Below are 26,577 nucleotides of genomic sequence, written 5' to 3' on the forward strand. Positions count from 1 at the left end.
AATGGATATCCCAAAAGGATGCATAAGGATGAAACTACGAGAATGCTCAAGAAGGTTATTTAGATTTAGGGAACGAATAAAGAATAATTAGATAATTTGGTTAGAGGAGGTAACAGATGAATTCAAGATACAGCAGGTTTTATATACCTTTGGCCATTATTTCAATTATTGTATTGATATTACATAAAATAGGACCGTTTGCTGGCCAATATAGACTTGTCGGCTTTGCTCTCTTCGCTGTGCTATGTGTTGCCTTGGTCATTGAAAATAGAAGATCTAAAGGGAAAGCATTAGCAGCTATTTTTTATTTCCTTTTTGGACTTGTTATCCTAATTGGAAGTTAAAGGTTAGTTTTAACGATCCCCTAGTCTTACAAACCGGTGCTTTGACATTTTTTATTTAACCCATTTTGCTTGGAAAAGAATCAACGCTATTTTTGTAGGATCATAAGAACCATAATTCCAAATAAAGTTTTTTTAGTTGTAAGATTAAGAAGGGAAGAGTAATGTGGTACATAAGATTCTTGAATTACTTAAATATTACTGTAGAATTACAGTTCATTAACAATTCGCAGAAAAAGACGGAATTGCGTAGCCGGTGGCGAATTGTATAGGTACAGAGAAAAATAGGGGGCAATTCAGAAGCTAAATAGGGGGACTACATATGCTAGAATTTGACACTAATATCGATCAATTTGCCACTATAAAAGTAATTGGGGTTGGCGGCGGCGGAAATAATGCCGTGAACCGGATGATTGAGGATGGCGTGCAGGGGGTGGAGTTCATCTCTGTGAATACCGATGCGCAGGCTCTCAATATGTCAAAAGCGGAGGTCACGATGCAAATTGGCGGTTCGCTGACTAGGGGCCTGGGGGCCGGAGCCAATCCTGAAATCGGCAAAAAGGCTGTCGAGGAAAGCAGGAATCAGATCAGGGATGTGTTGCAAGGTGCGGACATGGTGTTTGTAACAGCCGGAATGGGCGGCGGAACCGGGACCGGAGCTGCGCCGGAGATTGCCCATATCGCACGCGAACTTGGCGCACTTACAATTGGAGTAGTGACTCGTCCGTTCACTTTTGAAGGGCGTAAGCGGGCACAAAATGCGGCAGCCGGAATTGAAGAGATGAAGAAAGCCGTTAATACCTTAATCATCATCCCAAACGAGCGATTGCTGGAAATCGTCGACAAGAAAACACCGATGCTTGAAGCCTTCCGTGAGGCGGACAATGTTCTCAGGCAGGGTGTCCAGGGCATTTCCGACTTGATCGCCGTGCCAGGCTTGATTAACCTGGACTTTGCTGACGTGAAAACGATTATGTCCCATAATGGAACGGCACTCATGGGCATCGGAGTGGCTTCAGGCGATGACCGTGCTGCCGAAGCTGCCAAAAAGGCCATCTCCTCACCACTGCTTGAAACAAGCATCAATGGTGCGAAAGGAGTGCTGATGAACATCACCGGGGGTGTGAACCTCAGTTTGTATGAAGTCCAGGAAGCGGCTGATATTGTGGCGGCTGCAACAGATGACCAGCTAAACATGATTTTTGGGTCGGTCATCAATGAAAACCTGACAAATGAAATCATGGTGACCGTGATTGCGACCGGCTTCGATCATGATGAGGAGGAAGCTCCGACATCGAACTCATCGCGACGTCCTGGAGACATGATTGCTAATTCCCGTGAGCAATACCATGCTCATTCGAGACAGCGAGAGCCTGTTGCCTATGCTGAAACCGGGAATTACGGTCTTCCCCAAAACTACGGTCAGTCTGGCCAATACAGCAATCAGCCTGCCTACGATGAGCCAGCGAATTATGATCGGGGTACCCAGCAGCAAGACGACTCGCATGATATTCCAGCGTTCTTGCGGAAGCGAAGCAGAAGGCGGTAAATCTAGAAAAAAGTAGTTTCAGCTATGGCAATATAAATAACATAAAAAATATGGATTACATTGTACTTGCAATGTAATCCATTTTTTTAACTGAACGAAAAATTTATATTGCTGCATGATTTGTATCACAAAATATAATAAGAAAAAATAGACCATCAAATGTTTTATATTAGATGGTCTATTTGCCTTGCTTAAATTAAGTTTTTTAACAGGTAAGAGAACCTGTTAGGAAACTCTCTCACTTTTTTTTGGTTCTATTTTCGTTTGCCTTTCAGGTCGATACCAATCGCTGCTCCGTTTCGGCTTGAGTCAGCGACTCCTTTGAAAATACCATTCTCACGATCTATGAGAATGCTTTGTACATTTCCAATCGTGGTTGGACTAGGCCCAAATTTATGTCCCAACGTATTCAGTTGACTTAATGTATCAGCACTAATGCCGTTTTCATAACGGTAGGAATTTAGATTATTTGTGTAGATTCTAGGTTCCTCAACTGCTTGCTTAAGTTCCATATCGTACTCAATTGCATGGATAATGGTTTGCAGTACTGAAGTGATGATGGTCGGGCCTCCAGGAGAGCCAACCGTTAAGACTGGTTCACCTTCGTTATCAAAAACGATTGTTGGTGTCATGCTGCTCAAAGGGCGTTTGTTTGGCTGCACTTCATTCGCACCGCCAGGGACTGCATCGAAGTCGGTTAATTCATTGTTCAGCATGAATCCATAACCAGGCACCATGATGCCCGTTCCAAAAACCTGTTCAATGGTTGTTGTATAGGAGACGACATTACCCCATCTGTCTGTTACAGAAAAGTGGGTTGTTTCGCCATATTTCCGATCATTTGGCTGGCTTTTCTGTGTATAGTTGGCTTCGGAATCCTCATACTTCCACGGGTCGCCGGCTGTTGGATTCTGATTGATTGAATCGAGACTGATCATTTCCTGGCGCTCTTTGATGTAATCGGGGTGTAAAAGTCCATTCACAGGCACATTGACAAATTCAGGATCTCCAGCGTAGGCAGCCCGGTCCGCGTAGGCAAGGTGCATAGCTTCGGCCAGAAGATGATACTTTTCTGCAGATCGAACATCATACTGAGAAAGATTGAAATCATCAAGAATTTTCAACATTTGCAGCAGGAAGACACCGCCTGAGCTTGGTGGTGGCATGCTGGCAATTTCATAGCCCTGATAGTCGCCCCACACCGGTTCATCCACTGTTACCTCATACTTTTCCAAGTCCTCTGGAGTCATTGAACCTCCGAATTCCTGGACAACATCAGCAACTGCTTCTGCAATTTCTCCATTATAAAATGCTTCTGTACCTTGTGAGCGGATCAGCTTAAAGGTTTTAGCCAAATCGTCCTGAACAAGAACATCTCCCTCTTGAAGCGGTTCTCCGCCAGGCAGGAAGACTTCACTTGCTGCAGATCTTGATAACTTGTCCTGATTATCCGCAATCGCATCTGCCAGGACCGAATCAATTGGGAAACCCTTGTCAGCGAGTTTGACGGCCGGTCCGATCAGCTGTTGCAGCGGGCGAGTTCCCCACATTTCAAGCGCTGCTTCGAGACCTTTCAGGGTACCCGGCACTCCAACTGCTGTACCGCCTGTTGACCGAACGGAGAAAGGAATTGGATTTCCGTTCTCATCCAGGAACATATCTGGTGTCGCGCCTTCAGGAGCACGTTCACGACTGTTCACAATCTTGGTTTCCTTTGTTTTTCCGTCATAAACCATCATAAAACCGCCGCCGCCGATTCCTGACATCATTGGCTCGACTACAGTCAGTGCAAACTGGATGGCTACAGCAGCATCAATTGCATTTCCGCCTTTGCGAAGGACTTCAGCACCAATCTCGGATGCGAGAGGGTGGGCTGTTGCAACCATACCATCCTTGCCAACATCAACCTGGCTGTACTGGTCATAGCTGAATTGCGGTTTTTTTGCCAATCCCGTCGCAGGCATGGTACCGGCGAGCAACAGAACACTTAGAAGAGCAAATAGCCCAGTACGTAAGAATCTTTTCATATGAATCCCTCCTGTTTAATTTTGGAATCATCCTCATGGTAGGGGAAAAGCGAGATTGATAGCAAATTATTTGCTGAATTTTCCTAATTTTAAATCTTTATTCCTAACTGTATTGGGAAAGGTAGTTAAATAGACACTTGAACTAGTGGGGACTAAAGAACGAGTGAGAGGCTCTGCCTAATCTAATTATGGAAGAAGAAAATTGTCGTCTGTGTTCCTTATTACGAAAAAAAGGAATTTATAAAATAATGTGGAATTTATAAATAATCGGTTTTAATATGGGGGTAAAGCTGTGCTAAATGAAGCTCTTAAAGCAGTTGAGGAGTATCGCAATGTACTAAAAAGCAATGATGTGAACGAAGTGAATAAATGGATATCAAAGGACTTTATTGGATATTTTGGTTATTACAATGATCGGGATTACGAGGTTTATACCGGAGCCTCTTATAAACTATCAAATGTGGAAACATTTGAGTCATACCAAGGGAAAAATACTCAATGGCAGTATACCGACTTAACCAGCAATCTCAGGTCGGAAAATGAGATTATTCTGTCATCGATAATCGACTTTTATTTTTCAGGTAAAAAAGTAGCAAGCGCCTTGGCTATAGAAATTTTTAAAAAAGAACAGGAAGGCTGGAAGTTATACAGACAGCATATGGAGAGATATTCCTCTAGTTAATTGGTAAAATTCTTGTTATTCGAAATATAGTTAAAGGTTTGTATGAAGGAGCGAAATAGGCAAATGACAATAAACTTAAAAAGCTGTACTCTTGAGGATTTGCAAACACTTCAAGAAATTAGTAGAGAAACATTTGACGAAACTTTTAGGGCACAGAATTCCCCTGAGAATATGAGTGCCTACTTAGAGAAGGCATTTAACTTAAAACAACTGGAAAGCGAACTATCCCATCCTTCATCACAATTCTTTTTCGTATACTACCTTGATGAAGTTGCTGGATATTTGAAGGTTAATACCAATGATGCTCAAACTGAAAAAATGGGTAATGAGTGCTTGGAAATTGAAAGAATTTATGTGAAAAACAAATTTCAAAAGCTAGGTCTTGGCAAGTATCTGTTTAATATAGCTATCGAAATGGCAATGGAAAGCGGTAAAGAGAAAGTCTGGCTGGGTGTATGGGAAAAGAATGAAAATGCCATCGCTTTTTATAAAAAAATGGAGTTTGTCCAAACTGGAGAGCACTCTTTTTACATGGGGGATGAAGAACAAATAGACTTGATCATGACTAAGACACTGCATGATTAAGTCCATTATCTGCCGACGAAGTGTTAATCTATCACCTATAATTACAATAAGGCGACCATTTGCAGGTTTTTTCAACCTAGCATGTGATCGGCTTTTTTCGTTATTTTAAGGAAACATAGATATTAGTAAGTTGGGTTCTACATATCAACTATGGTCTTTTAATTATTAGTAGGTCTAAAGACCAAATAGAGCTTGTCTTATATTGTCTAAATATTCATTCTTTTTACACTATTAATATAGTACTAACTTAAACTATTATTTATTTAGCGTCCCGAAAGGTATACAAAGGAGGGGAGATATAAAGGGGGCGACAACTTTGACGGAGGGGTTACATAGATGAAATCGTTAAAAAGATCAATGAAGATTACCTCGGCTATTTTGATCCTGATGCTTGCATTCAGCTCGGCATCATTTGCCGCGTTACAGCCTGGCGGGCCATCCACGAACGGCAAAACGAACATTAACAGCACCCTATCTTACCAGGAAGTTGTCAAGATCCTTGAAGGCATCGAAAGAACGAGCAAAGGAAAGGTTGATGTATTTACGCTCGACCAGTATGGAAAGTCCGAGCAGGGCAGAAGCATTTATGCTGCAAAAGTTGGGACAGGTCCTCAGAAAATTTGGATTCAAGCGCAAATCCACGGTAATGAGAAACTGGTTACAGAAGCAGCACTCCAGCTTTTAAAGACTTACGCACAGAGCGGGGAGAAGGATGTTGAGAGGGTTCTCGAAGAGTCTACGCTTTATTTCATCCCAATGTACAATCCGGATGGAGCAGAAATGAACTTACGTCAAACCAAACTTACGAATAGCGGTAAATTAATCGATCTTAACCGCGATTGGACGGCGGCTGGTTTTGAAGCAGTAGAATCCAGAGTGGTTTACGCCTACTGGGCAGACGTGAACCCTGATTTTGCGATAGACCTTCACCATCAGGGGTTGAAACAAGTGTATGCACGAACGAATCCACGTCATTCTCCCTTGGAATCTCACTTGCTCCTGACGGGCCAACTTTGCCTAGTACTGGTTATAATGACATCACTAAGCAAATGATGTCATATGTTTATGATGAGTTGAAAGATTACGGTTACACTCATATTGACCGTTACCAGGTCGCTGTGGATAGAGAAGCAGGAATCGGCTATGATATTGATATCAGGGGCGGAGTTGTTTCAGCGATGATGATGGGGCTTGATTACAACAACCTGAATCCAGAAGGCCATAGCCATCCAGCAGTATTTTTTGAAACAAAAGGGAATTCTTCTGATGGAAGCCTTGGCCAAAAGTCAAATGGCTATCTGACAAAGCAGAATTACCAGGCACTGAAATCGTTGGTGTACGGATATGTAACCGGAGAAGTCGAAAAGGTGAATCCAGATGACTGGTATAACATCCCGTACTATCCTCTTGCTGGATACTTTACAGACTATAATGGGGTTGTACCTGCAGGAGCAGACAGCGGATATTAATAACTTTTTAAGAGAGTGTCGTTAAAGGCACTCTCTTTTTGTATTAGGAAGAAAATTTAGTGGAATAATTGGCATTTTTAACAATAAAATTCCAGAAAACATTTATAATAGAGTGACAGAGTGTTATTTAATGGTTACTTGTATAGGGGGAAGTGGAATGGTAACAACGTTATTGCCAAAGGTAACTTTAAGGGAGTTAACTTTACAGGATGCTGAGGATCGGTATAACTGGTGTCTGGATAAAGAAGTAACGAAACATTTGAATATGCCAGAGAAATATCCTCCCTTCAGCATGGAAGAGACAGAGACGTGGATAAAAATGTGTATGGCTAAGACAAATGGATATGAACAAAAAGCTATCATGACCCAACAGGGTAAACACATCGGCTGGATTGATTTAAAGAACATTGATAGGTTAAACAAGCATGCAGAGTTAGGTATTGCGATAGGCGATAAAAGTTACTGGGGTAAAGGGTATGGCTTATCAGCAATGAACGAAATGCTATTATGGGGATTTAAAGAATTGGAGTTAAATAAGATATGGCTTAGAGTGGAGATAGATAATGAGAAAGCCATTAAATCTTACAAAAAAATAGGATACATAGAAAAAGGAATTCTGAGAGAAGACAGATTAAGAAACGGTGAATTTGTAGATCGGTTAAGAATGAGCATTCTTAAAAATGAATTTTACAACAAAGCGGTTATTTAGCATAAAAACCTTGAAACGTTTTTAGCAATGAATCGTAAGTAAACATACTGGACTTGGAGGTGTAATGAATGTACGAATATCAATTTGTAGAAACTTCACTCGGAGGATTTTTCTCTTCGCCAACACATCGGGAAACCGTAAGTGAGTATGCAGCTGAGGGCTGGAGGTTGGTACAAGTTTTGCCTTTAGAATACAATGGCCACGGAAAACCTACTTCTTATGAGATCATCTTTGAAAGACCGGTTCAGGATTAGTCTTGAAATCAGATCTGTTTGGAATGCTAACGACTACTCAAATACATGAAAAGCATACGGGATTGACCTATGCCATTCTGATAGTTTAGAAGGATTCATCCTATCATGTCGGAAAACCAGAAACCAAAGGAGTTGAGGTTTGAATATGGTTAATGAATCGAAAGAATCTTCTCGCAGCAAGAAGGTAAGACCGGTGATCGCATTAATAAGCAGCTTCACCTTGTTTATTTGGGGAGTGTATACATTATTTGTTGGGAATATCAACTCGCCATTTGTTCCAACGTTGCTGGCAATTGGCGGATTTATAGGGCTGATTGGTGCAATTGTAGAGCTTAAAAAATGAATCTTGCTGGATCTGTGGTTCGTGTAACCAGAAAAGGTGTACACACTATTCCATATGGTAAGTTTAAATGATTCTAGGGAGTTATTGATATGGGGCAAATGCAGAAAAAACTATTGAAAGAGCGGCGGGAATTAATATTAATGATTTTAGTTCTTGGTCTGGCAGCTTACTACATACTTTTCTTTACACCTAAAGATTCTCTTGAATTATATCAAGCCATTTCGTTTGCAGATGATTTTGAAGAAGCTCAAAAGGTAATGCTGGAGGGCTACGAGGGCAATTTTAAGGAAGAAGACTTTGAATTCATTAACAGGCTTGATACTTCTGCAGATCGTATAAGCCAATTTACACTTTTTGAATACGATGAAAAGACTATTTGGTGATGACTACACCTGGAACTGTAAGGTTAAAAGTACTGGCAGTTGAAGAGTTACCGGAAGAGATCAGAGAGTATTTTCTTGAAATAGCACCATAAGTCTATTATAAGTGGTATGGAAATAAAAGGTTGCGAATCCTGTTAGTTCTTTTTTAAAAGTACAGAGGATTTTTGCGGAAATAATAGAATTAATCTAGAGAGTACATGTTAGGAGAACTTTTGATGATAAAACTTTACATTACAAGGCACGGAGAAACTACTTGGAACACTGAAAAAAGAATGCAAGGATGGCAGGATTCGAACCTGACTGAAAACGGCAAGAAAAATGCAGAGTCTTTAGGCGAGAGGTTAAAGGACATTGAATTTGAAGCAATATATTCGAGTCCAAGCGGGAGAGCGAAAACTACCACTGAACTAGTTAAAGGCAATCGAGAAATACCTGTTATTTTCGATGACCATCTCAGGGAAATGAACTTGGGAACATGGGAAGGTCAAACGATGGATTCAATTAGGGAAACTAACCCGATAGAAATCGATCATTTTTGGAATGCACCAGAACTTTTTGTTCCAGTTGGCGGAGAAACATTTATTGACGTTAGAGAAAGAGCGTTAAAGACCCTTGGACGAATTAAGAACGATCACTTAACAGGAAACATCCTGATCGTTACGCATTCGGTCATGATTAAAACTTTATTTTCTATCTTCAATCAATCACCTATTGAAAAATTATGGGATCCGCCTTTTATACATGACACTAGCCTTACAATTGTTGAAATGAACGAGGATGAATTTAAAATCGTTTTGGAAGGAGATATTTCACATAAATCTCCTGTCTTTTTAAATCAATAAGATCCAATTTCCAGCTGCCTTCAAGGTGGCTTTTTCTTCGGTAATCGGTGAAGTATAAAAAGGTAATAAAACAGGAGGGATGTATGATGTTAAATCGTGTCATTAAGAAATTTGGTTTGCAGACACAATCGATGAATGAGGTTGAAGATTCTCATAGTTCAACAGTCTATAAATGTACTTTAACAAAAGGTTACACTGCTTTTTTGAAAATTCCTTATACTAAACTGAAGTTCCAGCGCGAGTTGGAAGCATATGAAATATTAAAAGGTAGAGTGTCCGTTCCTGAACTATTGGATTATTGGCCAGGTGATGAAGAGTGCCCTGGGGCTTTTTTATTATCTCAACTGGAAGGGGGCCCATTAACATTGGAGTCATCGCCATCAGCAGCGTTTCAAGTGGGAGTCCTCCAAGCTGAGATGCATAGTATTAAACCGCCTGCTGATAAGGTATTGAATGGAATCCAAAATGAATTTCCGAACTGGTCTGATTTTGTAGAAAAGCAATTTTACAGCTTTGCTGAGGACGTAAAGGATGTCTTGGATCCAAAATTATACGGACAAGCGATTGAAAAATTTGAGAATATGAAGCATCAGCTGCCATCTCCGGATGGACCAAGTTTTGTACATATGGATTTTAGACCTGCCAATATCATCGTTGATGGTGATAAAGTGTCCGGAATGATTGATTTTGAGAGTGTCCGGTTTGGTTCTACAGAAATGGACTTTACAAAACTTTATCGTGATTTTTTACGGTTTGACTCTGCTTTGTATAAATCATATAAAGACGGCTATAACACCATCCGCCCATTAATTGACCTAGACATTGTCCTGCCTTTTTATCAATTCACAGATGCCTTTAATAGCATTGGCTGGTGCAAGCGCCGCGGAATTGAGAAAAACGCTCTGTTCCTGGAAGAAAATTTGGTGAGATTAAAAGGTTTTTTACAGTAAAGTCATTGGTGTAAAGACACACTACAAGGGAAGTTAAGGAGATTCTTATGAGGTCGATGGTATGGTGGTTCGTCCTATGTGTTATCTTTGTTTACCTAGTGGATTTATTTACTTTTAAACCCCATGTGATATCTGGTAATGGCAATTTAGGGCTCTTATTTGTCGGGCCAGCATTAATTATCTCTATTTTTTTTGCAAAAAGTTTATGGAATGGTTTAAGAAATCTTAGATTAAAATCCAGCTCATCTATAATGATCAGTTTGGGAGCATTTGCTCTTTTTATCATCTTTTTAATTTTAGAGTATAAGTTTGCAGCTAATCTAATAAACGATTTAGGTGGATCCCCTAAGGAGCCCTCTTCAAAAATATATCGTTTTCCCTGGTTGAATCAGTATACAAATACAATTTTTATTAATTTTTACACTCTGGGCATGCTGGCAGCTGGAATCAGCTTCTTGAACATACTGTTTAAAAGAATAAAAGGAAAATAACTGACATGTGGCTTAATTCTGTTAAAATGAATAATAGGGAAAATATTCCTTTAAAATTATGGCATAACAAATGGAGGAGAAAAAGTGGAAAAACAAAATCCAGTTGCCAAAGTGCTCCGCATCATAGGGTTCGCTGTAATGATCGGCGGCTTCATCCTTGCAGCGATTGAGGGACCCGTAGAATCAGATGGCGGTTATAATGGGGGAATGACTTTAACTGTCCTGTTTTCCAGCTTTGTAACAGGTATGCTTTTCATAGGTTTCTCAGAAGTCATTGCCTTGCTGCAGAAAATTTATCTTCGACTTTCTCAAAACAGTTCGAGTGATCATGCAATGTCAAACGACAGAAAAGAGATTGAGGAGCCACAAGTCCAAAAAGATTGGCAACTGTCACCACTATACCTTGATGCTATTCATGAAGTGTACCCTGGTCAAAATGTGAAAATCCTAGCCACACCATTTGAAGATTATTGCGTCGTACAGATTGAGGGAGAAGAAAACATAGAAGTGTTAGAGCTTGGTGGATTCAAGCCTATGAAAATTACTGCTGATTCTGAACCCAAACTCTTTCATAAAATACAAGAATGGTTTAGCAATCGGCCTTCCCAAGGAATCTAGGATTCTATCAAAATAAATTTCTTATTTTTAGGTGATAAAAAATGAGCATCAGCGAAGCAGGAGAACAGAACAAAAGAGCCTGGGAACATCGGGCGTATGAATTTTGGAGCAGGCAATATGGAAAACCAGAGGATTTTGCTGTGCGGCTCATTGAAAATCCTCTAGAACAGCTAAAGAAACACAAGTCGTATTTTGATAACATTGATGGAAAAAAGATTGCCAATCTTTGTGGTTCAAACGGCAGAAAAGCAGTGCCTTTAGCTTTATTGGGTGCGGAAGTTACAGTATTTGATATATCAGAGGAGAATAAACAGTATGCGTTAGAACTGGCAGCCCACGCAAAGACATCAATCGAGTATATTGTCACAGACCTATATGATATCGATCAAATCAAATATGGCGGCTTCTTTGATATCCTTTACCTCGAAGGCGGCATCTTACATTACTTCCACGATCTTAACCGCTTAATGTCCTTGCTTTTTTCGATGCTAAAAGTTGATGGTTTGTTGGTTTTAAGCGATTTCCATCCTTTTAGAAAATGTATTACGAAGAAAACAGACGGTCAGTACCAAGTTGAAGATAACTATTTTAATGAAGAGATACATAGCGGAGATGTAGCCTTTAAACATTTTTATGCTGAGCAAGAGCAAGAAAACTTTCCTGAAGTTCGTGTCAGACACTACACGATCAGTGAAATTATTAATGCTTCCATTGCAGCAGGATTCAAACTGCAAAAATTCGAAGAACATCGCGGTTGGAATGGTGAAAATATTCCATGGGAATTCACTATTGCTGCGAGGAAATAAATTGGCTTGTTTAGCTTCTCTTAAAATATCGAAATAAATGTCAAATGGAGAAATGTATGAAGTGGAAAAAATTAAAATCGGAGTACCTTTATAAATCGCCTTTTGGAAATTTGAGAAAGGATAAATGTCAGCTTCCAAATGGATCTGTTCTAAATGAATACTATGTGAATGAATACTCTGATTGGGTTAACGCCATCGTCATCACCAAAGAAAATAAGGTTGTACTTGTTGAACAATATCGCCACGCCGGCAGTGAACTGTATTTGGAAATTCCTGCAGGTAAAATGGAAGAAAACGAAACAAACGAAGATGGAATACTAAGAGAATTAAGGGAAGAAACAGGATTTACTTCAAGAATCAGACCAATAAAGTTAGGTGAATTTATGGTCAACCCAGCCACTCAAACGAATAAGGTCATTACTTATCTTATAGTTGATGCTTATAAAGAATCGGACCAAGATTTAGATGCCAATGAAGATGTTAATGTGCATTTGTATGATTTCAATGAGTTTGGAAAGGCGTTAAAAGAAAACTTACTTAATACCCAGCTCTTTACCGCATATGCCTATTATATGGCAAAGGATTTTATTGCTGAAAACTTTGAACAACATAGAATTTTATGATGCTAATTATGGGGGGAGTGCTATTGAATGAAGGGTTATTATTTGGAGCTGTTATCATAATAGCTGGGATCATACTTTCTTTATTTCCGCCTAAAAAGATTAACCGCATTTATGGATACAGAACTGTGAGTTCAATGAGAAATAAAGAAAATTGGGATATAGCAAATAAATATAGCAGCAGTTTAATGATTATTTTCGGAATAGTTATACTTTTAATTTCATTTATTTTTAAAAGTACAATGATAAATCTAATAACGCTTGGCGTTTCAATATTACTTATTTTTATTTTAGTTGAAACTAAAATTTCAAAGTGATGACGTTAAAAATTTATGTTCGAGCTATAAAAGATGTTTTACTAAGTTGTCGCTAAAAACAGGCGGCATTTTTAATACCAGATTGAAAAAGGAAGGAATCATTTTAATCGTTATCGAATTATAATCTCTAGAGAAAAATATGGTATTTAATGGAGGAAATAATGAGTTTACCTGCGATAGCTAGAAATACACTAGGCATTATTGGCTTGCCTTTTACGCTCTGGAACTTATCTATGAATAAAAAAAACAAAGTTAGCCCGCCTGGTCAGATCTTTAAAACGAGTTTATCAGAGGTGCACGCAATTGTGAGCGGGGATGGACCTGTCACTGTCATACTTGAAGCAGGGTTTAGTTCAACCTCTATTGATTGGTGTTATATACAACCAGAAATTTCTAAGGTCGCACGTGTGATTTCATACGATCGAGGGAGTTACGGATGGAGCAGGACGAAGAGGAAAACTATGACCTCTTTAGATAGTGTCGAGGAAATTAGGGAAATCCTTAGTCATCTCAAAATAAAACCACCTTATATACTCGTGGGCCATTCATTTGGCGCACTTTCTATGAGACTCTTCGCAAGTATGTACCCAGATGAGGTTGGGGGGCTTATATTAGAAGATGCTGCACACGAGAATCAGTATGTGTTTTCTCAGGAAAATATTAAACGTATAAAGAAATTTAAGACGCTTGTGACATTTGGATATATTACCTCATTAGTCGGTATACCAAGAATGTTAAAACAGAAGATAGGCCGAAAATTCCTTGCAAAGGAATATGATGATTCACTTAATTATATCGGATATACGCCAGGAGCATATAAATCAGCATACCAAGAATATGTGGATTCCATTACATCCGCTTCACAACTATTAACTTCTCGACCACTACGGCAGGATTTACCTGTTATTGTGATCAGTGCAAAAAAACAACCTGAAAGTTGGAAGAAAAATCAGCTGCTGTTAACCGATTTAACCAACAATACTGAGCAGATTGAAGCAGATACTGGGCACTCCGTTCATCTTGAAAACCCAAAGATTGTTATAGACAGTATTTTAAAATTAATAAGAATAATCAACCATTCTAATAACGTGGGAATTAACAAATCATCATAAGGATTGGATACATCTTCAATGAATATATCGATTCTCACTATGCAAGAAGTCTTAAAGCAAATGATCATACAAAGTGGAATTATTGAAAATTTAGATGAAGACGTTCCAGAGATTATTTACTTTAAAACTTATAATTACTTGTTCAATTTTTTTATACTAAGATTTGTTACGGCATATCCCTTTAAAAAGGAGGAGGTAAGGATGAAAAAAAGTGGAATTTTTACGTATACTGCATTGGCATTTTCTATGGGTATGGTCTTAGGATTCTTGATCTCTCCAGCGAAAAATGGTTTTGGCAATAACTGTGGCAATAACATAAAGAATTACTATTATAACAACCCTTCAGCGGAAGATGATACAAATAATTAAGGTAAAGAGTTTCAGTGATGAATTATCCCAAGGTAAAACGTTTTAGAGAAAGGATTGAGTCATCCACCGATACTTTTACATTTATGTAAAAATCGGCAGATCTAATGTTTGGTGGTGATTATGATAAAAGAAAATTTCCCGGTTATTCAAACTGAAAGATTGATTTTAAGACAAATAACACAAGATGATGCAGAAGATATTTTTAAGTATCTTTCAGATGAAAATGTGATGAAATATTATGGTTTGGAACCCTTTAAAACAATTGATGAGGCATTGGAGGAGATTGAGTGGTATCAATCAACCCATGATGAGGATTCTGGAATTAGATGGGGAATTACCTTAAAAGAGAACGGAAAGGTGATTGGCAGTTGTGGTTTCTTAAACAAAGTTCCACAGCACTACCGTTCCGATATTGGGTTTGAATTAAGTACGGACTATTGGGGACAAGGGATTGCTGGAGAGGCGTTGGCCGCTGTCATACAATACGGATTTGAACAATTGAACCTGTATCGGATCCAAGCATTGATTGAACCCCCTAATATTTCTTCGCAAAAGCTTGTTGAAAACAATGGCTTTATTAAAGAAGGTCTTTTGAGAAATTACGAATTTACTTGTGGGAAATTTGATGATTTATTCATGTATTCAATCATTAAGCAAGATTTTGAGACAAACTCAATTTAATTATTAACTTGATATTTTATAGGGGAGACCTTTTATTGAATCATAAAATTAAGGAGGGCTGACATGTCAGACAAAAAACCCATCAATGATGCAATGGAGCACCTTAGTAATATCGAAGGATACCCAGCCAATGTAGATATAAAAGGTTTACCGAAACCATTAAGATATTTTGGATTTTTCATGGTCGACTTCTTTTCACTATCTATACTCTTTATCATTATAGCTAAACTTTTGACATAATAATCGATCCCTTAACCGGCTGGCCTAAAGCCGGCTTTTTATTAAGCGAAAGCGGAAGTTGAGCAAGTGAAGACAAAGGGGGTATTTAATGAATGGAAAAATCGGTGTCATTTTATTTGTTGGTATCTGTTTTTTGATATGGCTGTACTTTGCAATATATGAATCTTCAATTAAAAGCTGATGGACAGTCAATGAGATAAAACAGGCAAGTGCTGATACTGTTCAAATCGGTGTCTCATTTGTAAAGGTTTTTGTTGGGACAGTTGTTTTTATTTTAAGCGGCATATTAATCTATTTCATGTTGAGAAAGAGAAATTAGTCCTTAAAAAGAGGTGAAAGTATGAAGGAACAAATAAAGGATACCTTCGATAGCCTTGTGTTAACGCTAGAATAAAGTTGACAGTTTTTGCTTGATTAGATTTTACACTTTTGCTCAATCAACCTACTACTTTAGTAAAATAGATAGTGATGTTATTTTACTGGAGGTTAGGGTTTTTGGAGGAGAAGTTAGTGTTATATGTAAAGATTCATGAACTACGTAAAAGAAAATTTAAAGTAGCACAAATTGCTAAGGAGCTTAAGATCTCAAGACCAACTGTCTATAAGTATTTAGAAATGTCATTTGATGAAGCAAAAGCGTATACGGAACAACCTTTGGGGAAGAAGAAAAAATTGGATCATTATAAAGACTGGATACTTGCCTGGCTAGAAGAGTATCCTCACCTGAGTAGTGCTCAAATTCATGATTGGCTTTTGGAGAGATATCCCGACCTATTGGTCGGTGGAAGTACTGTGAGAACTTATGTGAAAAATATTCGTGAAGTCTATCAGATTGAGAAAAAGGTCATCGTTCGTCAATACGAAGCAGTTCCTGAACAACCAATGGGCAAACAGCTTCAGGTAGACTGGGGTGAAACAAAACAGAAGACGATAAACAACAAAGAAATCAAACTGTACTTTATTGCCTTTGTACTCGCTCACTCCAGACATAAATATATGGAATGGCAGGTACGTCCATTTACTACAAGAGATGCGATCAGGTGTCATGAAAATGCATTCCAATTTTACGGAGGACGAACAGAAGAAATCGTTTATGATCAGGACCACTTAATCACAGTGAGTGAAAATGCAGGCCATCTGCTTTTAACATCAGAATTTCAAAGCTATGTGAATGAGCGTAAGTTTAAAGTTCACTTGTGTAGAAGAGCTGATCCTGAATCTAAGGGCATGATTGAAAATGTAGTTAAATACATAAAAGGCAATTTCGCAGACAGTCGAGTGTTTAGCGACATAGAAGATTGGAATAATCGAGCACTACAGTGGCTTCAACGTACGGGGAACCATCAGGTTCACCAGACAACAAAAAAAAAGACCAGCAGAAGTGTTTCTCCTCGAAAAGCAACACTTACAGCCAGTCTCTTCGTTACTTTCATATGAAAGTACCAATAACCAAAGTATAACAAGAAGTGTAAGCAAGGACAACACTATCCGTTATAAGTCAAACCGTTATTCCGTCCCACTCGGGACTTATCAAACAAGGACTGAAAATCTTGTATGGATTGAAGTGACAGGCGACGAACATCGTATGCTTGTAATCCGAAAAGAAGTAAATGGTGAAATCATTGCCGAACACATTATTAGCTCAGAAAAAGGAAAACTCATTCAAAACCGCCATCATACCCGTGATCGTTCAAAAGGGATTGAAGAGCTTAAGCAACGTCTAATCTCTAACTTTGAAGATCAGACACAGGCAGCTGTTTATTTTGATGAAATCAGCCAAAGATACCCAAGGTATCGTCGAGACCAGTTTGCGATCATCCACAAGGTGATTCAACAGTACCCAGCATTAATTGATATTGTGATGACTAAGTGCATGACAGAGAAATTATACAATGCGAATGATTTTCGCGATATCGCTCATCACCTTGATACATTGAGTGATGAACCGATTAAAGAGGTACAATCCTTTTATCCTAATTCAGCAAAACACTCTCATATCAAGGCCTCTATCCGTTCTTTAAATGCGTATACAAGCATTTTAGGAGGTCGAGCATAATGAACAAGACGGTGCATGAATTACAAGATCAATTTCGTCAGTTACGCTTATCTGAGACTGCGGAGGAGCTGCCACAGCTTCTTCGCGAAGCTGAGAAAGCATCTTGGACTTACTTAGAATTCTTAGAATCTCTTACGCGTTATGAATTAGCAAAACGTGAAGCAAAAAGCCTTGATAAAAGAATGAAATGGGCACGCTTCCCTTTCGTGAAGTCATTAGATGAGTTTGAACTGGAAGGTCAAAACGTTCTGACAGCACGACAGCTAAAACAACTCAGAGAGTTAAGCTGGCTGGAACAACAATACAACTTAATTCTACTAGGGCCACCTGGCATTGGAAAAACGTACATCGCAATCGGACTAGGACTCGAAGCCGTTTACAGAGGATTCAATGTTTACTTCGCTACAATGGGTGAGCTTGTACAGCTATTAAAGACAGAAGAATACTTGAATAAATCTAAAGTCCAACTCAAACGGATTAGAAATGCCGATCTTATGATTATCGATGATTTGATGTACATGGCGATGGATCAGAGAGAAGCAAACTTATTCTTTCATTTAATTAATCATTTATACGAACGAAGTTCGATCATCCTTACCTCAAATAAAAGTCCAGATGAATGGGGTAATTTAATTGGAGATCAAGGCATTACGACAGCTATTTTGGACCGTTTGCTTCATCGTGTTGAAGTCGTACATGGTGGCGAGGATGAGGAAAGTCATCGGATGAAAAACCGAAAAAGCATTTTTTCAGCAGAAGTGTAAAAAGGAAACGAGCATAAAGTGTAAAATTAAACTTGACGTCTACACCTTGCCGGTGTTTATGAGAAATCAGTGGACACAGAAAGCTTATATAATAGCGAATATGAAAGACCTTCAATGTTAAAACAATTACCAAAAAATCTAAGTAATAAGGTTATTCTTGATGCTGGTTGTGCCGCTGGCTGGTATACTCAGCAATTAGTCAACAGAGGAGCCAATGTGGTTGCTGCTGATGTTAACCCTGAGATGGTTCGTTCAACAATGAGGCGTGTTGGAGATAAATCCACTGTTCATTGTTTGGATTTGGAAGCAAACTTGCCCTTTGGAGATCATACATTTGATTACATTATTAGTTCTTTAACTCTTCATTATATAAAGGATTGGAGTCTTACTTTTAGGGAATTTCAAGGATCTTAAAGCCCAATGGAATATTTTTGTTTTCCATTCATCATCCAATTGCAGATATGAAATTAATCCAGGATGCTCACTATTTCTCTACTGAAATGATTATTGATACATGGACCAAAGAAGGTAAATCATTTGATGTGCCCTTTTATCGAAGACCTCTACATAAAATTTTGAACGAAACTTTGAACTATTTTTCAATTGAAAAAGTCATTGAACCAAAGCCTACAATGAACTTCAAGGCCCAAGCACCGGATAAATATGAAGCGCTTATGAACAGCCCTCAATTTCTCATTATAAAAGCCTATTTGAAATGATCTAAGTGCTATACACAACTTTTCAGCAGCTAAAAAGAAGCAGTAAAACAAAGGAATTTCCAACGCAATTCTTGAAATAAAATAGATGATAAGGAATTAAAGGGGAGAGTATTATTGGGTTCAAGAATCATGCATTCGATTATTGGAGAAAAAATTGCACAGTCATTATCAATTGAAGACAAGGCATCGTTTTTACTTGGAAGCATTGCTCCTGATGCTGTTTTTTCAAATGATGAGAAGAACTTATCACACTTCTTTATAGGGGATGTAAAAGATTATTCAAGATGTGTTGATTATAAAGGATTTTTACATAGATATGGTTCGCATATAGAACATCCATATATACTGGGATACTTTGCTCATTTAATTGCTGATGATATTTGGTTAAGAGGATTTTATCTTTCTTGGTTGAAGAACAGAATGGATGCCGATGAAGACCTATATAAGTTATATCATAATGATTTCCGTTTGCTAAATGGAAAGTTATTAGAACACTATGGCTTAACAGATGAATTGAGGGATTCATTTAGTCATATTCCTGCAATCATCGATTTGGATGAGGTCACTACCAAAGAGGTTGAAGAATTTGTTCCATATGTGTTAGGAGATATGGAATACGATGAGGAAATCCTTGATGAAGCGCTTAATGTTTTTACCTTTAATCAGATGGTGGGCTATATTGAGACATCCGTTGATCAGGGGAAGCTGAATATTGAACAGATTCTAACAAACAAAAAGATTTTTTTATAAATATACTGAAACCTTGGAGGAGCAGATGATAAAATATCCGTCTTTGAAAGAAGAAGCTACTATAGGGGTTACTGCACCGTCATCTGGAGTTCAAATAGAATTGCACGACCTGCTGAAAACGGCAATTAGTCGTATGGAATCGAATGGTTATCATGTCATTAGCGGCAGCACTGCCTGGACACAAGATAAAGTTAGGTCAGCACCTGCCAAGATAAGAGCTAAAGAGTTTAATGAAATGATGGTTAATGAATCTATAGATTTAATAATCCCACCGTGGGGCGGAGAACTGCTTATTGAGGTTCTCGAATATATTGATTTTGACAATATACAGCCTAAGTGGGTACTAGGCTATTCAGATATAAGTCTATTACTGTTGGCTATCACTTTGAAAACAGGTACAGCTACTGCCCATGGAACAAACCTAGTAGATTTAAGAGGAGAGTTTTCAGATGATACAACAGCAATGTGGCAGCGCGTATTATCGACGAAAAAGGGTGAATCCATCCTGCAGCATTCTTCAGATACATATCAAAAAGAATGGCAATTTGATAAGCCTACTCCGTATGTCTTTAATCTAACAGAAAAAACTTCCTGGAAATCAATATCATATAATCAAGTAAAAATAGAGGGGCGTTTGCTGGGCGGATGCATTGATATTATTGGGCATTTAGTGGGCACGCCATTTGGGAATGTATCTGACTTTAGAAAACTTCATATCCAGGATGATTCAATCATATGGTACTTTGAGAATTGCGAGTTAGGTCCTACTGAGTTACGTCGCACCCTTGTTCAAATGAAATTGGCTGGCTGGTTTGATCAATGCTCGGGTATCATGTTCGGTAGAAGTTCAGCGCAAGAGATTGTGAGCGGTTATACAGTTGAAGATGTTTATAGGGAGCTTAACGACGAACTAAAAATCCCAATAATCTATGATATTGATTGTGGCCATCTTCCTCCGCAAATAACCTTAATTAATGGGGCATATGCTCAAGTAGAGGTTGATAATGGAAAAGGGAAAGTTTTGCAATGGTTTAGGTAAAAATCCATTCTACTCAAAGGTGACCTTAAATCAATACCTTTTTAGGAGCTTTATTAATGAATAAATTTATAGAAAATATTAACCGTGTTTATCCTGACCTGATCATTAAGGAATATTATGTTAATGAGATTGGCCAGAATAATGACTTGATTGTTGTTAACGAATCTCTGGTCTTCAGATTTCCTAAATATAATCAAGGGATACTGCAATTAAGAAGGGAAACCGATATTTTAAAATACATAGAAGATAAAGTTTCTCTTCAGACCCCAGTCCCTGTTTATAAGTCTTTTGCCGAATTAGAACCGGGAAAGGTTTTTACTGGTTATCAATTAATTGAAGGCAAACCCTTGTGGAGGAAGAGTTTATTAGAAATCAAGAATGATAATCAGGTAAGAGGGCTGGCGTCACAACTAGCTTCTTTTCTTACAGCTCTTCATTCTATTTCTGGAGAAACAGCAAGCCGTGAGTTACAGTTGGAGCTTATTCATCCGCGGAAGGAAATGATTGATCTTTATGAAAAAATTGAAAAAAGACTATTTCCTTTTATGAGAAAAGAATCCCAGGAGGAAGTAACAGAATCCTTCAAGAATTTTCTAACAGGGGAGTCACAATCAAATTTAGATCTTTCACTGATCCATGGGGATTTTGGTGCATCCAACATCTTGTGGAAACAAGAAACAAGTGAAATTTCTGGGATCATCGATTTTGGCGGCTCTGGTGTTGGAGACCCGGCGTATGACTTTGCAGGAATACTTTCCAGTTATGGCGAAGAGTTTTTTAATAGGTGTATTGATCAATATCCGAACGGTTATGAAATAGCTAAACGCGTTCAGTTTTACAGAAGTACCTTCGCGCTGCAAGAGGCACTGCATGGTATAGAAAATGATGATCTACTGGCTTTTGAAGCCGGTATCAAGAATTATAGATAAAACCTTGTATTGACGACAGCAAAGTATGGCTTTCATATTTTCGAAAGATGAAATAAGTAAAGAAATGCCGCGGCCATCGCGGCATTTCTCTTTTTAAAAGTATTAATTATTCAACCCTGGGACATCTTTCCTGACTACATCGAATAAACCGGCACCGATGATGTCGAGTGCGGATTTCATCTTTTCAGATGAGATGTTGTCTTCGATTGTATCCTGTGGTGTATGGTAGACTTTCTCGATATGGTAGACAAGCGGGTCCCAGCTGTCAATTCCCATCCAGATGAACAATGCAGCTGGAATGCCGGCATTATGGAACGGGACATGGTCACTTGACCCAAATTTGCCTGGCAGGATATCAGAGTTTCCAAGTCGTGCTCCGGCTGCGACAGTTGAATCTGTGACAATGTTGTTGGAACCATTCGGTGTCATGGCATACAGATTCTTTGCTGGTCCATAGTTTGTGGCAACCATGTCAGGTACGAAGACTGCTTCGATATTGTCACGCTGTTCCTGGGTCAATTGGTCGACATAGTATCTTGCGCCGAGCAGTCCGCGTTCCTCAGAACCGAAGGCAATGAACTTTAGTTCTTTATCTGTATTGTATCCCTTATAAACGCGGGCAAGTTCTAGCATTAAGCCTACACCTGATGCGTTGTCATTTGCACCAGGAGCACCGACGACGCTGTCATGATGCGCGCCCAAAATCACTTCTTTCGTATTTTTGTTTTTCTCTTTAGGAGCCTTTGTGGCGATGACATTTACAGATTCCAGATCGGAGAACTGCTCAGATGACAGGCTGATTTCCACCGGACCTTCTGCCAGCTGTTTTTTTAGCCATTCCCCCTGAATGTATGCCGCTCCAAAAACCGGGATATCGACCGAAGTACTTAGGTTAGGGTTAAAAGTCTGTCCGTAGTTTCCACGGCTTCCAACCAAACTTTGCAAAATTACCCCAGCAGCGCCTGCTTGTACTGCATTGTCAACTTGTGCACGGTAACCCGCTAAGCTAGATGCTCTAGGCATGACTACAATCTTTCCGGCCGTATCTGCCGGAAAGTCAGCTTGATTCGTCCCGCCTTCCACAAATAGAACCTCTCCAATGACAGCTTCTTTGCTAACTTTTCCTTTTGGAGCAGCAGCCATCTGCCATGACGTACCGTCTGCAAAGGCGACATCCGCTATGTACTGGTCTGCTACAGGGAAGTATTGAAACTCTACCTCGTAACCATAGCTTTTCAAGACATTGGCAATGTACTCAGCGGACTCTTTTTCAGCCTGCAGACCGCCAGGACGAGGACCGATTTCCTCCGATAGGTACCTGACATGCTCAATAGCCCGCTCAGCATCCACTCATGCTACGACTTTCTGGTCATGCGAGTAGCCTGACTTGCCGTTGACAGGTTCACTTGTTGCATAACTGGCTGAGCCAAACGCCATTGTTAATGCCAAAATTGAAGCCGCAACTTTTACACCTTGCTTCCGTAATACCATGTTATTCCCTCCTATTAGCAGTTACTAGAATCTAGCAAAACTAGATTCTTACACCATATCGTAGTTTTGGAGCAGGAGAGCCGACAAGTTAAAAAATTACTAATTTTCTAAATTTTTCAATCTAACCAAAGAACTATATGAAGGGTGATCAGCATACTTAATTAAAATACGAGTTTCTGCTAGACACGAATGAAACAATACACAACTCTATCTTTTTTGTTTATCTCTCAATCAACAGTGGAAAGAGTCTATTGTTCCAAAAACTTTGAAAGGTGGTTTCATAATGGCATTTCTACACAGAAAACAGTTAGTGTTTGAAGCAAAACCAGAAAGACCAGATCCGCTTTTTGCAAAGAAACTACAGGAATTGATTGGTGGCCAATATGGAGAAATGACGATTTTTATGCAATACCTTTTCCAGGGCTGGAATACAAGGGGACGACATGAAAAGTATAAGGATTTAATTATGGATACAGGAACAGAGGAAATTGGACACGTGGAACTGCTTGCAACAATGGTGGCAAGATTGTTGGATAACGCGCCGGTAAAAGACCAGGAAGAGGCAGCGAAGGATCCAGTCATTGAAGCCGTTTTAGGTGGAATGAACCCGCAGCATGCAATTGTTTCTGGTTTAGGTGCGATGCCTTCAGACAGTGTTGGAAATCGCTGGTCAGCAGATTACATTATTGCAAGCGGTAACTTAATGGCCGATTTTCGTGCCAATCTCAATGCGGAATCACAGGGCCGTTTGCAGGCAGTCCGCCTTTACGAAATGACTGATGACCCTGGTGTAAAAGAGATGCTATCTTATCTGATTGCGCGGGATACTCAGCATCAAAACCAGTGGATAGCGGCGCTACAGGAACTGGAGATTGAAGAGGGTGGCCTGATTGTTCCTACAACAGCCGATGAGAAATGGGAAGCTGAAGGATTTGCCCATCAATTGTTCAACTACTCTGAAGGAGAAGCAAGCAAGGAAGGGCGCTGGGCTTCCGGTTTAGGACCAGATGGAAAAGAATTTGAATATGTCGACCATCCAAAGATTGTCGGCGGCCCGCTCGAATTAAAACCAGCACCGCCACACATGCATAATACACCACCAAAAAAATAGAGCATTGAAAACAGGGTATCCAGTTATTGGATGCCCTTTCTTTTCATATGTAAATATAATAATAGGAATAAGGCAGCCTTATAAAATAAGAAGGTAATTCCATGGATTTGCAGAATTAATTATGGAATAAGGTTTGATTTCAAAGGAAGGGAGGGAGAAGAAGTGGTCCAGAGACTTGCCAATGCACCGTATTTTCTGTTGGCAGTAGCGGCATTGTTTTGGGGCGGCAATGCGGTCGCCGGGAAGTTCCTTTCTGATTCACTTCCGCCGGTGACGATTTCGTTCACTCGTCTGGGGATTGGCGTGCTCATCATGTCCCCGGTGATCATCAGGCTGTTCAAACACGAAATGGCTGCCTTCCGCGAGCACTTCAAGCTGCTTTTGTTTCTGGCGGTGACCGGAGTGATGGGCTTCAATTTGCTCATCTATTGGGCAGTAAATTATACGACGGCCATCAACGCGTCCTTGCTGAACAGCACGAGTCCATTGTTTATTTTCCTGCTGTCGGCGCTTTTGATTAGTGAAAAAATGGAGCTGAAGTATTGGATTTCGCTGGTGATTTCTATGCTTGGTGTCCTAGTTGTCATCACAAATGGTTCGATTGAAAGAATGCTTGCCCTGCAGTTTAATATTGGGGATCTGATTATGGTGCTCGCGGTCATCTTGTGGGCGTTGTATTCCATTAAAATTAAAAAGATCTCAGGAAAGCTTCCTTCTCTGACGATATTCGGTTTTTCCCTGGCAATTAGCTTTATGTTGATGATTCCGGCGGTGGCAATCGAACTGTCAATGGTTCCAGTTGGTGCGGTTGGTCTTCCTGAGTGGACTGCGTTATTTTACATAGGGATTTTTCCATCGATATGTTCTTTTTTATTATGGAATCGTGGGGTGGCATTGATTGGGCCATCCAAGGCCTCAATCTCATTGAATCTGATTCCAGTGTTTGGGACCATTTTCGCCTTCTTTGTTCTGGGAGAAGTGATTTCCGTGCCGCAGATCATGGGAGGGTGCCTAGTTTTTGTCGGAGTTTTCATCACTTCTTTTTTGAAAAAGAAACCAGTACAATTGGCTGAGGAAGCATAGAAAGGGGAAAACAAGATGTACGAAGAAGGATTTGTGAATGTTACCGGCGGAAGAGTCTGGTATGAGATTTATAATAAGGACGCGGAAGGGACACCTGTGGTCATTTTACATGGCGGGCCAGGATCCTCGACTTATTCGCTAAAAGGGTTGAAGAAACTTGGAAAGGATCGGCCTGTGGTTATGTATGACCAGCTTGGCTGCGGGAAGTCAGACCGGCCTGATGATCTTTCATTATGGAAGATTGACCGTTTCGTAGATGAGCTTGGCCAGGTTAGGGAGGCACTGGAGCTTGACGAAGTACATATTCTTGGACACTCCTGGGGTACGACATTGGCGGCGGCTTATGTGCTGACAAAGCCAACCGGTGTGAAAAGCGTGATTTTTTCAGGTCCATGCTTGAGTGCGCCAATGTGGGAAGAGGACCAAAAGCGGAATATCGCTAAGCTGCCAGCTGATGTGCAAGAAACCATTTTACGCTGTGAAGAAAGCGGCGAGACGGACTCTGAAGAGTTTAAAGCCGCGATCAAGGAGTTTAACAAGGAATTTGTTTTCCGCGGTGAGCCAGATTTGGAGTGGCTGAAAGCTGGGGCTGGCATGAAGAACCCTGTTGTCTATGAGACGATGTGGGGACCTTCTGAATTTACGGTGAAGGGAAACCTCAAGACGTTTGATTGCACACCTCAATTGGGGGAAATCGAGTGTTCAACACTCTATACCTGCGGTCATTTTGATGAGGCGACTCCAGAATCGACCGGGTATTACGCCAAGTTGACGCCAGGAGCAGAGTTCCATGTTTTTGAAAAGAGTGCCCATATGCCATATATGGAAGAGCCTGAAGAGTATCTGCAGGTGATGGGTGATTTTCTAAAGAAAGTGGATCGCCAGGTGTGACTTTTGCTATACTCCCTTGAGAAACCTTTATGCTATGTTAATAGTGTTAATTAAGTCATAAAGGAGTTTTTTATCATGAGCTGTGGATGTTCTCGATTAGAAGATGGCAAAGCAATTGTTGACCATGTGAAAAGCAAAGGTAAGGAAAAGATAAAGCCGCGTGTGGCACACCAGATCGCTTGCGAATGCGGTGAAATGTTCACAATGGAAACCATCATTACAAACTGCCCTAGCTGCGGCATGACATACGGCGTTACACCTTGCAGTTCCGGGGATATTAATAAGGTCAAGGCTGCTGGAATCCAATATGCATAATGAAAAATCTCTCGAGATGTCGAGAGATTTTTTGTTTGTTT

At 39.7% G+C, this 26,577-nt stretch carries 33 protein-coding genes and 1 pseudogene; 31 read left to right on the top strand and 3 right to left on the bottom strand.

Annotation, left to right across the window (positions count from 1 at the left end; genetic code table 11):
* Positions 1 to 116 precede the first annotated feature (116 nt).
* Together FOF60_RS11290 and ftsZ are read left to right on the top strand one after the other, a co-directional pair.
* A complete protein-coding gene (locus tag FOF60_RS11290) occupies positions 117 to 344 on the top strand; it encodes a hypothetical protein (RefSeq protein ID WP_192473659.1) in 228 nt (75 codons plus the stop codon).
* Positions 345 to 663: 319 nt separating this feature from the next.
* The gene (ftsZ, locus tag FOF60_RS11295; protein WP_192473658.1) at positions 664 to 1,890 is read left to right on the top strand and encodes a cell division protein FtsZ; all 1,227 of its coding nucleotides are present in this window, start codon (positions 664 to 666) and stop codon (positions 1,888 to 1,890) included.
* 254 nt (positions 1,891 to 2,144) lie between these two features.
* Here ftsZ and ggt read toward each other — a convergent pair whose 3' ends face one another.
* The gene (gene ggt, locus FOF60_RS11300) at positions 2,145 to 3,917 is read right to left on the bottom strand and encodes a gamma-glutamyltransferase (RefSeq protein ID WP_192473657.1); all 1,773 of its coding nucleotides are present in this window, start codon (positions 3,915 to 3,917) and stop codon (positions 2,145 to 2,147) included.
* Positions 3,918 to 4,209: 292 nt separating this feature from the next.
* Here ggt and FOF60_RS11305 point away from each other — a divergent pair, with 292 nt between their 5' ends.
* From FOF60_RS11305 to FOF60_RS11425, 25 genes and pseudogenes are all read left to right on the top strand, one after another.
* Complete coding sequence (locus tag FOF60_RS11305; RefSeq protein WP_192473656.1) at positions 4,210 to 4,599, top strand: DUF4440 domain-containing protein; 390 nt, start codon at positions 4,210 to 4,212, stop codon at positions 4,597 to 4,599.
* A gap of 63 nt (positions 4,600 to 4,662) precedes the next feature.
* Positions 4,663 to 5,184: a spermidine/spermine N(1)-acetyltransferase gene (locus FOF60_RS11310; protein WP_192473655.1), complete on the top strand. Its 522-nt coding sequence runs from the start codon at positions 4,663 to 4,665 to the stop codon at positions 5,182 to 5,184.
* Between the two features lie 336 nt (positions 5,185 to 5,520).
* Positions 5,521 to 6,237, top strand: coding sequence for a M14 family zinc carboxypeptidase (locus FOF60_RS11315; protein WP_225650499.1), 717 nt, complete (start codon positions 5,521 to 5,523; stop codon positions 6,235 to 6,237).
* Complete coding sequence (locus FOF60_RS11320; RefSeq protein ID WP_225650497.1) at positions 6,198 to 6,653, top strand: hypothetical protein; 456 nt, start codon at positions 6,198 to 6,200, stop codon at positions 6,651 to 6,653. The genes FOF60_RS11315 and FOF60_RS11320 overlap by 40 nt, the downstream gene beginning before the upstream one ends.
* A gap of 157 nt (positions 6,654 to 6,810) precedes the next feature.
* Positions 6,811 to 7,362, top strand: coding sequence for a GNAT family N-acetyltransferase (locus tag FOF60_RS11325; RefSeq protein ID WP_192473654.1), 552 nt, complete (start codon positions 6,811 to 6,813; stop codon positions 7,360 to 7,362).
* Positions 7,363 to 7,430: 68 nt separating this feature from the next.
* Positions 7,431 to 7,616: a DUF4177 domain-containing protein gene (locus FOF60_RS11330; protein WP_192473653.1), complete on the top strand. Its 186-nt coding sequence runs from the start codon at positions 7,431 to 7,433 to the stop codon at positions 7,614 to 7,616.
* A 145-nt stretch (positions 7,617 to 7,761) separates the two neighbouring features.
* Positions 7,762 to 7,959, top strand: coding sequence for a hypothetical protein (locus FOF60_RS11335; RefSeq protein ID WP_413632894.1), 198 nt, complete (start codon positions 7,762 to 7,764; stop codon positions 7,957 to 7,959).
* A gap of 89 nt (positions 7,960 to 8,048) precedes the next feature.
* Positions 8,049 to 8,342 carry a hypothetical protein gene (locus FOF60_RS11340; protein ID WP_192473651.1) on the top strand — a complete coding sequence of 98 codons (294 nt, stop codon included), beginning with the start codon at positions 8,049 to 8,051 and terminating at the stop codon, positions 8,340 to 8,342.
* Positions 8,343 to 8,557: 215 nt separating this feature from the next.
* Complete coding sequence (locus FOF60_RS11345) at positions 8,558 to 9,184, top strand: histidine phosphatase family protein (RefSeq protein WP_192473650.1); 627 nt, start codon at positions 8,558 to 8,560, stop codon at positions 9,182 to 9,184.
* Between the two features lie 83 nt (positions 9,185 to 9,267).
* Positions 9,268 to 10,134: an aminoglycoside phosphotransferase family protein gene (locus FOF60_RS11350; protein ID WP_319801576.1), complete on the top strand. Its 867-nt coding sequence runs from the start codon at positions 9,268 to 9,270 to the stop codon at positions 10,132 to 10,134.
* Between the two features lie 47 nt (positions 10,135 to 10,181).
* Complete coding sequence (locus FOF60_RS11355) at positions 10,182 to 10,625, top strand: hypothetical protein (protein ID WP_264647679.1); 444 nt, start codon at positions 10,182 to 10,184, stop codon at positions 10,623 to 10,625.
* Between the two features lie 84 nt (positions 10,626 to 10,709).
* A complete protein-coding gene (locus tag FOF60_RS11360; RefSeq protein WP_192473649.1) occupies positions 10,710 to 11,243 on the top strand; it encodes a hypothetical protein in 534 nt (177 codons plus the stop codon).
* A gap of 41 nt (positions 11,244 to 11,284) precedes the next feature.
* Positions 11,285 to 12,049, top strand: coding sequence for a class I SAM-dependent methyltransferase (locus FOF60_RS11365; protein WP_225650494.1), 765 nt, complete (start codon positions 11,285 to 11,287; stop codon positions 12,047 to 12,049).
* A gap of 56 nt (positions 12,050 to 12,105) precedes the next feature.
* Positions 12,106 to 12,672 carry an NUDIX hydrolase gene (locus FOF60_RS11370; protein WP_192473648.1) on the top strand — a complete coding sequence of 189 codons (567 nt, stop codon included), beginning with the start codon at positions 12,106 to 12,108 and terminating at the stop codon, positions 12,670 to 12,672.
* A gap of 23 nt (positions 12,673 to 12,695) precedes the next feature.
* Positions 12,696 to 12,986, top strand: coding sequence for an SdpI family protein (locus tag FOF60_RS11375; RefSeq protein ID WP_192473647.1), 291 nt, complete (start codon positions 12,696 to 12,698; stop codon positions 12,984 to 12,986).
* 161 nt (positions 12,987 to 13,147) lie between these two features.
* Positions 13,148 to 14,098, top strand: coding sequence for an alpha/beta fold hydrolase (locus FOF60_RS11380; RefSeq protein ID WP_192473646.1), 951 nt, complete (start codon positions 13,148 to 13,150; stop codon positions 14,096 to 14,098).
* Between the two features lie 201 nt (positions 14,099 to 14,299).
* Positions 14,300 to 14,467: a hypothetical protein gene (locus FOF60_RS11385; RefSeq protein WP_192473645.1), complete on the top strand. Its 168-nt coding sequence runs from the start codon at positions 14,300 to 14,302 to the stop codon at positions 14,465 to 14,467.
* 120 nt (positions 14,468 to 14,587) lie between these two features.
* Positions 14,588 to 15,148, top strand: coding sequence for a GNAT family N-acetyltransferase (locus FOF60_RS11390; protein WP_192473644.1), 561 nt, complete (start codon positions 14,588 to 14,590; stop codon positions 15,146 to 15,148).
* A 63-nt stretch (positions 15,149 to 15,211) separates the two neighbouring features.
* Positions 15,212 to 15,388, top strand: coding sequence for an amino acid transporter (locus tag FOF60_RS11395; RefSeq protein ID WP_192473643.1), 177 nt, complete (start codon positions 15,212 to 15,214; stop codon positions 15,386 to 15,388).
* A gap of 510 nt (positions 15,389 to 15,898) precedes the next feature.
* Positions 15,899 to 17,444: pseudogene (gene istA, locus FOF60_RS11400) on the top strand (IS21 family transposase).
* Positions 17,444 to 18,208 (top strand): IS21-like element IS643 family helper ATPase IstB, encoded by a 765-nt coding sequence (istB, locus tag FOF60_RS11405; RefSeq protein ID WP_192473832.1) that lies wholly within the window; start codon positions 17,444 to 17,446, stop codon positions 18,206 to 18,208. Before istA ends, istB begins: the two are co-directional and overlap by 1 nt.
* Positions 18,209 to 18,277: 69 nt before the next feature.
* Positions 18,278 to 18,622 (top strand): class I SAM-dependent methyltransferase, encoded by a 345-nt coding sequence (locus FOF60_RS24420; protein WP_319801577.1) that lies wholly within the window; start codon positions 18,278 to 18,280, stop codon positions 18,620 to 18,622.
* A gap of 419 nt (positions 18,623 to 19,041) precedes the next feature.
* Entirely contained in the window at positions 19,042 to 19,677 is a 636-nt protein-coding gene (locus tag FOF60_RS11415; protein ID WP_192471225.1) for a zinc dependent phospholipase C family protein, read from the top strand.
* 25 nt (positions 19,678 to 19,702) lie between these two features.
* Entirely contained in the window at positions 19,703 to 20,716 is a 1,014-nt protein-coding gene (locus tag FOF60_RS11420; RefSeq protein ID WP_192471224.1) for a S66 family peptidase, read from the top strand.
* Between the two features lie 56 nt (positions 20,717 to 20,772).
* Complete coding sequence (locus FOF60_RS11425) at positions 20,773 to 21,645, top strand: phosphotransferase family protein (protein WP_192471223.1); 873 nt, start codon at positions 20,773 to 20,775, stop codon at positions 21,643 to 21,645.
* A 102-nt stretch (positions 21,646 to 21,747) separates the two neighbouring features.
* Here FOF60_RS11425 and FOF60_RS11430 read toward each other — a convergent pair whose 3' ends face one another.
* Positions 21,748 to 22,995 carry a M20/M25/M40 family metallo-hydrolase gene (locus tag FOF60_RS11430; RefSeq protein WP_264647680.1) on the bottom strand — a complete coding sequence of 416 codons (1,248 nt, stop codon included), beginning with the start codon at positions 22,993 to 22,995 and terminating at the stop codon, positions 21,748 to 21,750.
* Positions 22,996 to 23,136 carry a hypothetical protein gene (locus tag FOF60_RS11435; RefSeq protein ID WP_225650023.1) on the bottom strand — a complete coding sequence of 47 codons (141 nt, stop codon included), beginning with the start codon at positions 23,134 to 23,136 and terminating at the stop codon, positions 22,996 to 22,998. It abuts the gene before it with no gap.
* Between the two features lie 283 nt (positions 23,137 to 23,419).
* Here FOF60_RS11435 and FOF60_RS11440 point away from each other — a divergent pair, with 283 nt between their 5' ends.
* The 4 genes from FOF60_RS11440 (at position 23,420) to FOF60_RS11455 (ending at position 26,536) form a co-directional block, all read left to right on the top strand.
* A complete protein-coding gene (locus FOF60_RS11440; protein WP_192471222.1) occupies positions 23,420 to 24,247 on the top strand; it encodes a manganese catalase in 828 nt (275 codons plus the stop codon).
* A gap of 162 nt (positions 24,248 to 24,409) precedes the next feature.
* Positions 24,410 to 25,330: a DMT family transporter gene (locus FOF60_RS11445; protein ID WP_192471221.1), complete on the top strand. Its 921-nt coding sequence runs from the start codon at positions 24,410 to 24,412 to the stop codon at positions 25,328 to 25,330.
* Between the two features lie 15 nt (positions 25,331 to 25,345).
* The gene (locus tag FOF60_RS11450) at positions 25,346 to 26,221 is read left to right on the top strand and encodes a proline iminopeptidase-family hydrolase (protein ID WP_192471220.1); all 876 of its coding nucleotides are present in this window, start codon (positions 25,346 to 25,348) and stop codon (positions 26,219 to 26,221) included.
* Between the two features lie 75 nt (positions 26,222 to 26,296).
* Positions 26,297 to 26,536: a hypothetical protein gene (locus FOF60_RS11455; protein WP_192471219.1), complete on the top strand. Its 240-nt coding sequence runs from the start codon at positions 26,297 to 26,299 to the stop codon at positions 26,534 to 26,536.
* The last annotated feature ends 41 nt before the right edge of the window (positions 26,537 to 26,577 follow it).

Source organism: Mesobacillus jeotgali (assembly GCF_014856545.2).
In the GTDB taxonomy this organism is placed as follows: domain Bacteria; phylum Bacillota; class Bacilli; order Bacillales; family Cytobacillaceae; genus Mesobacillus.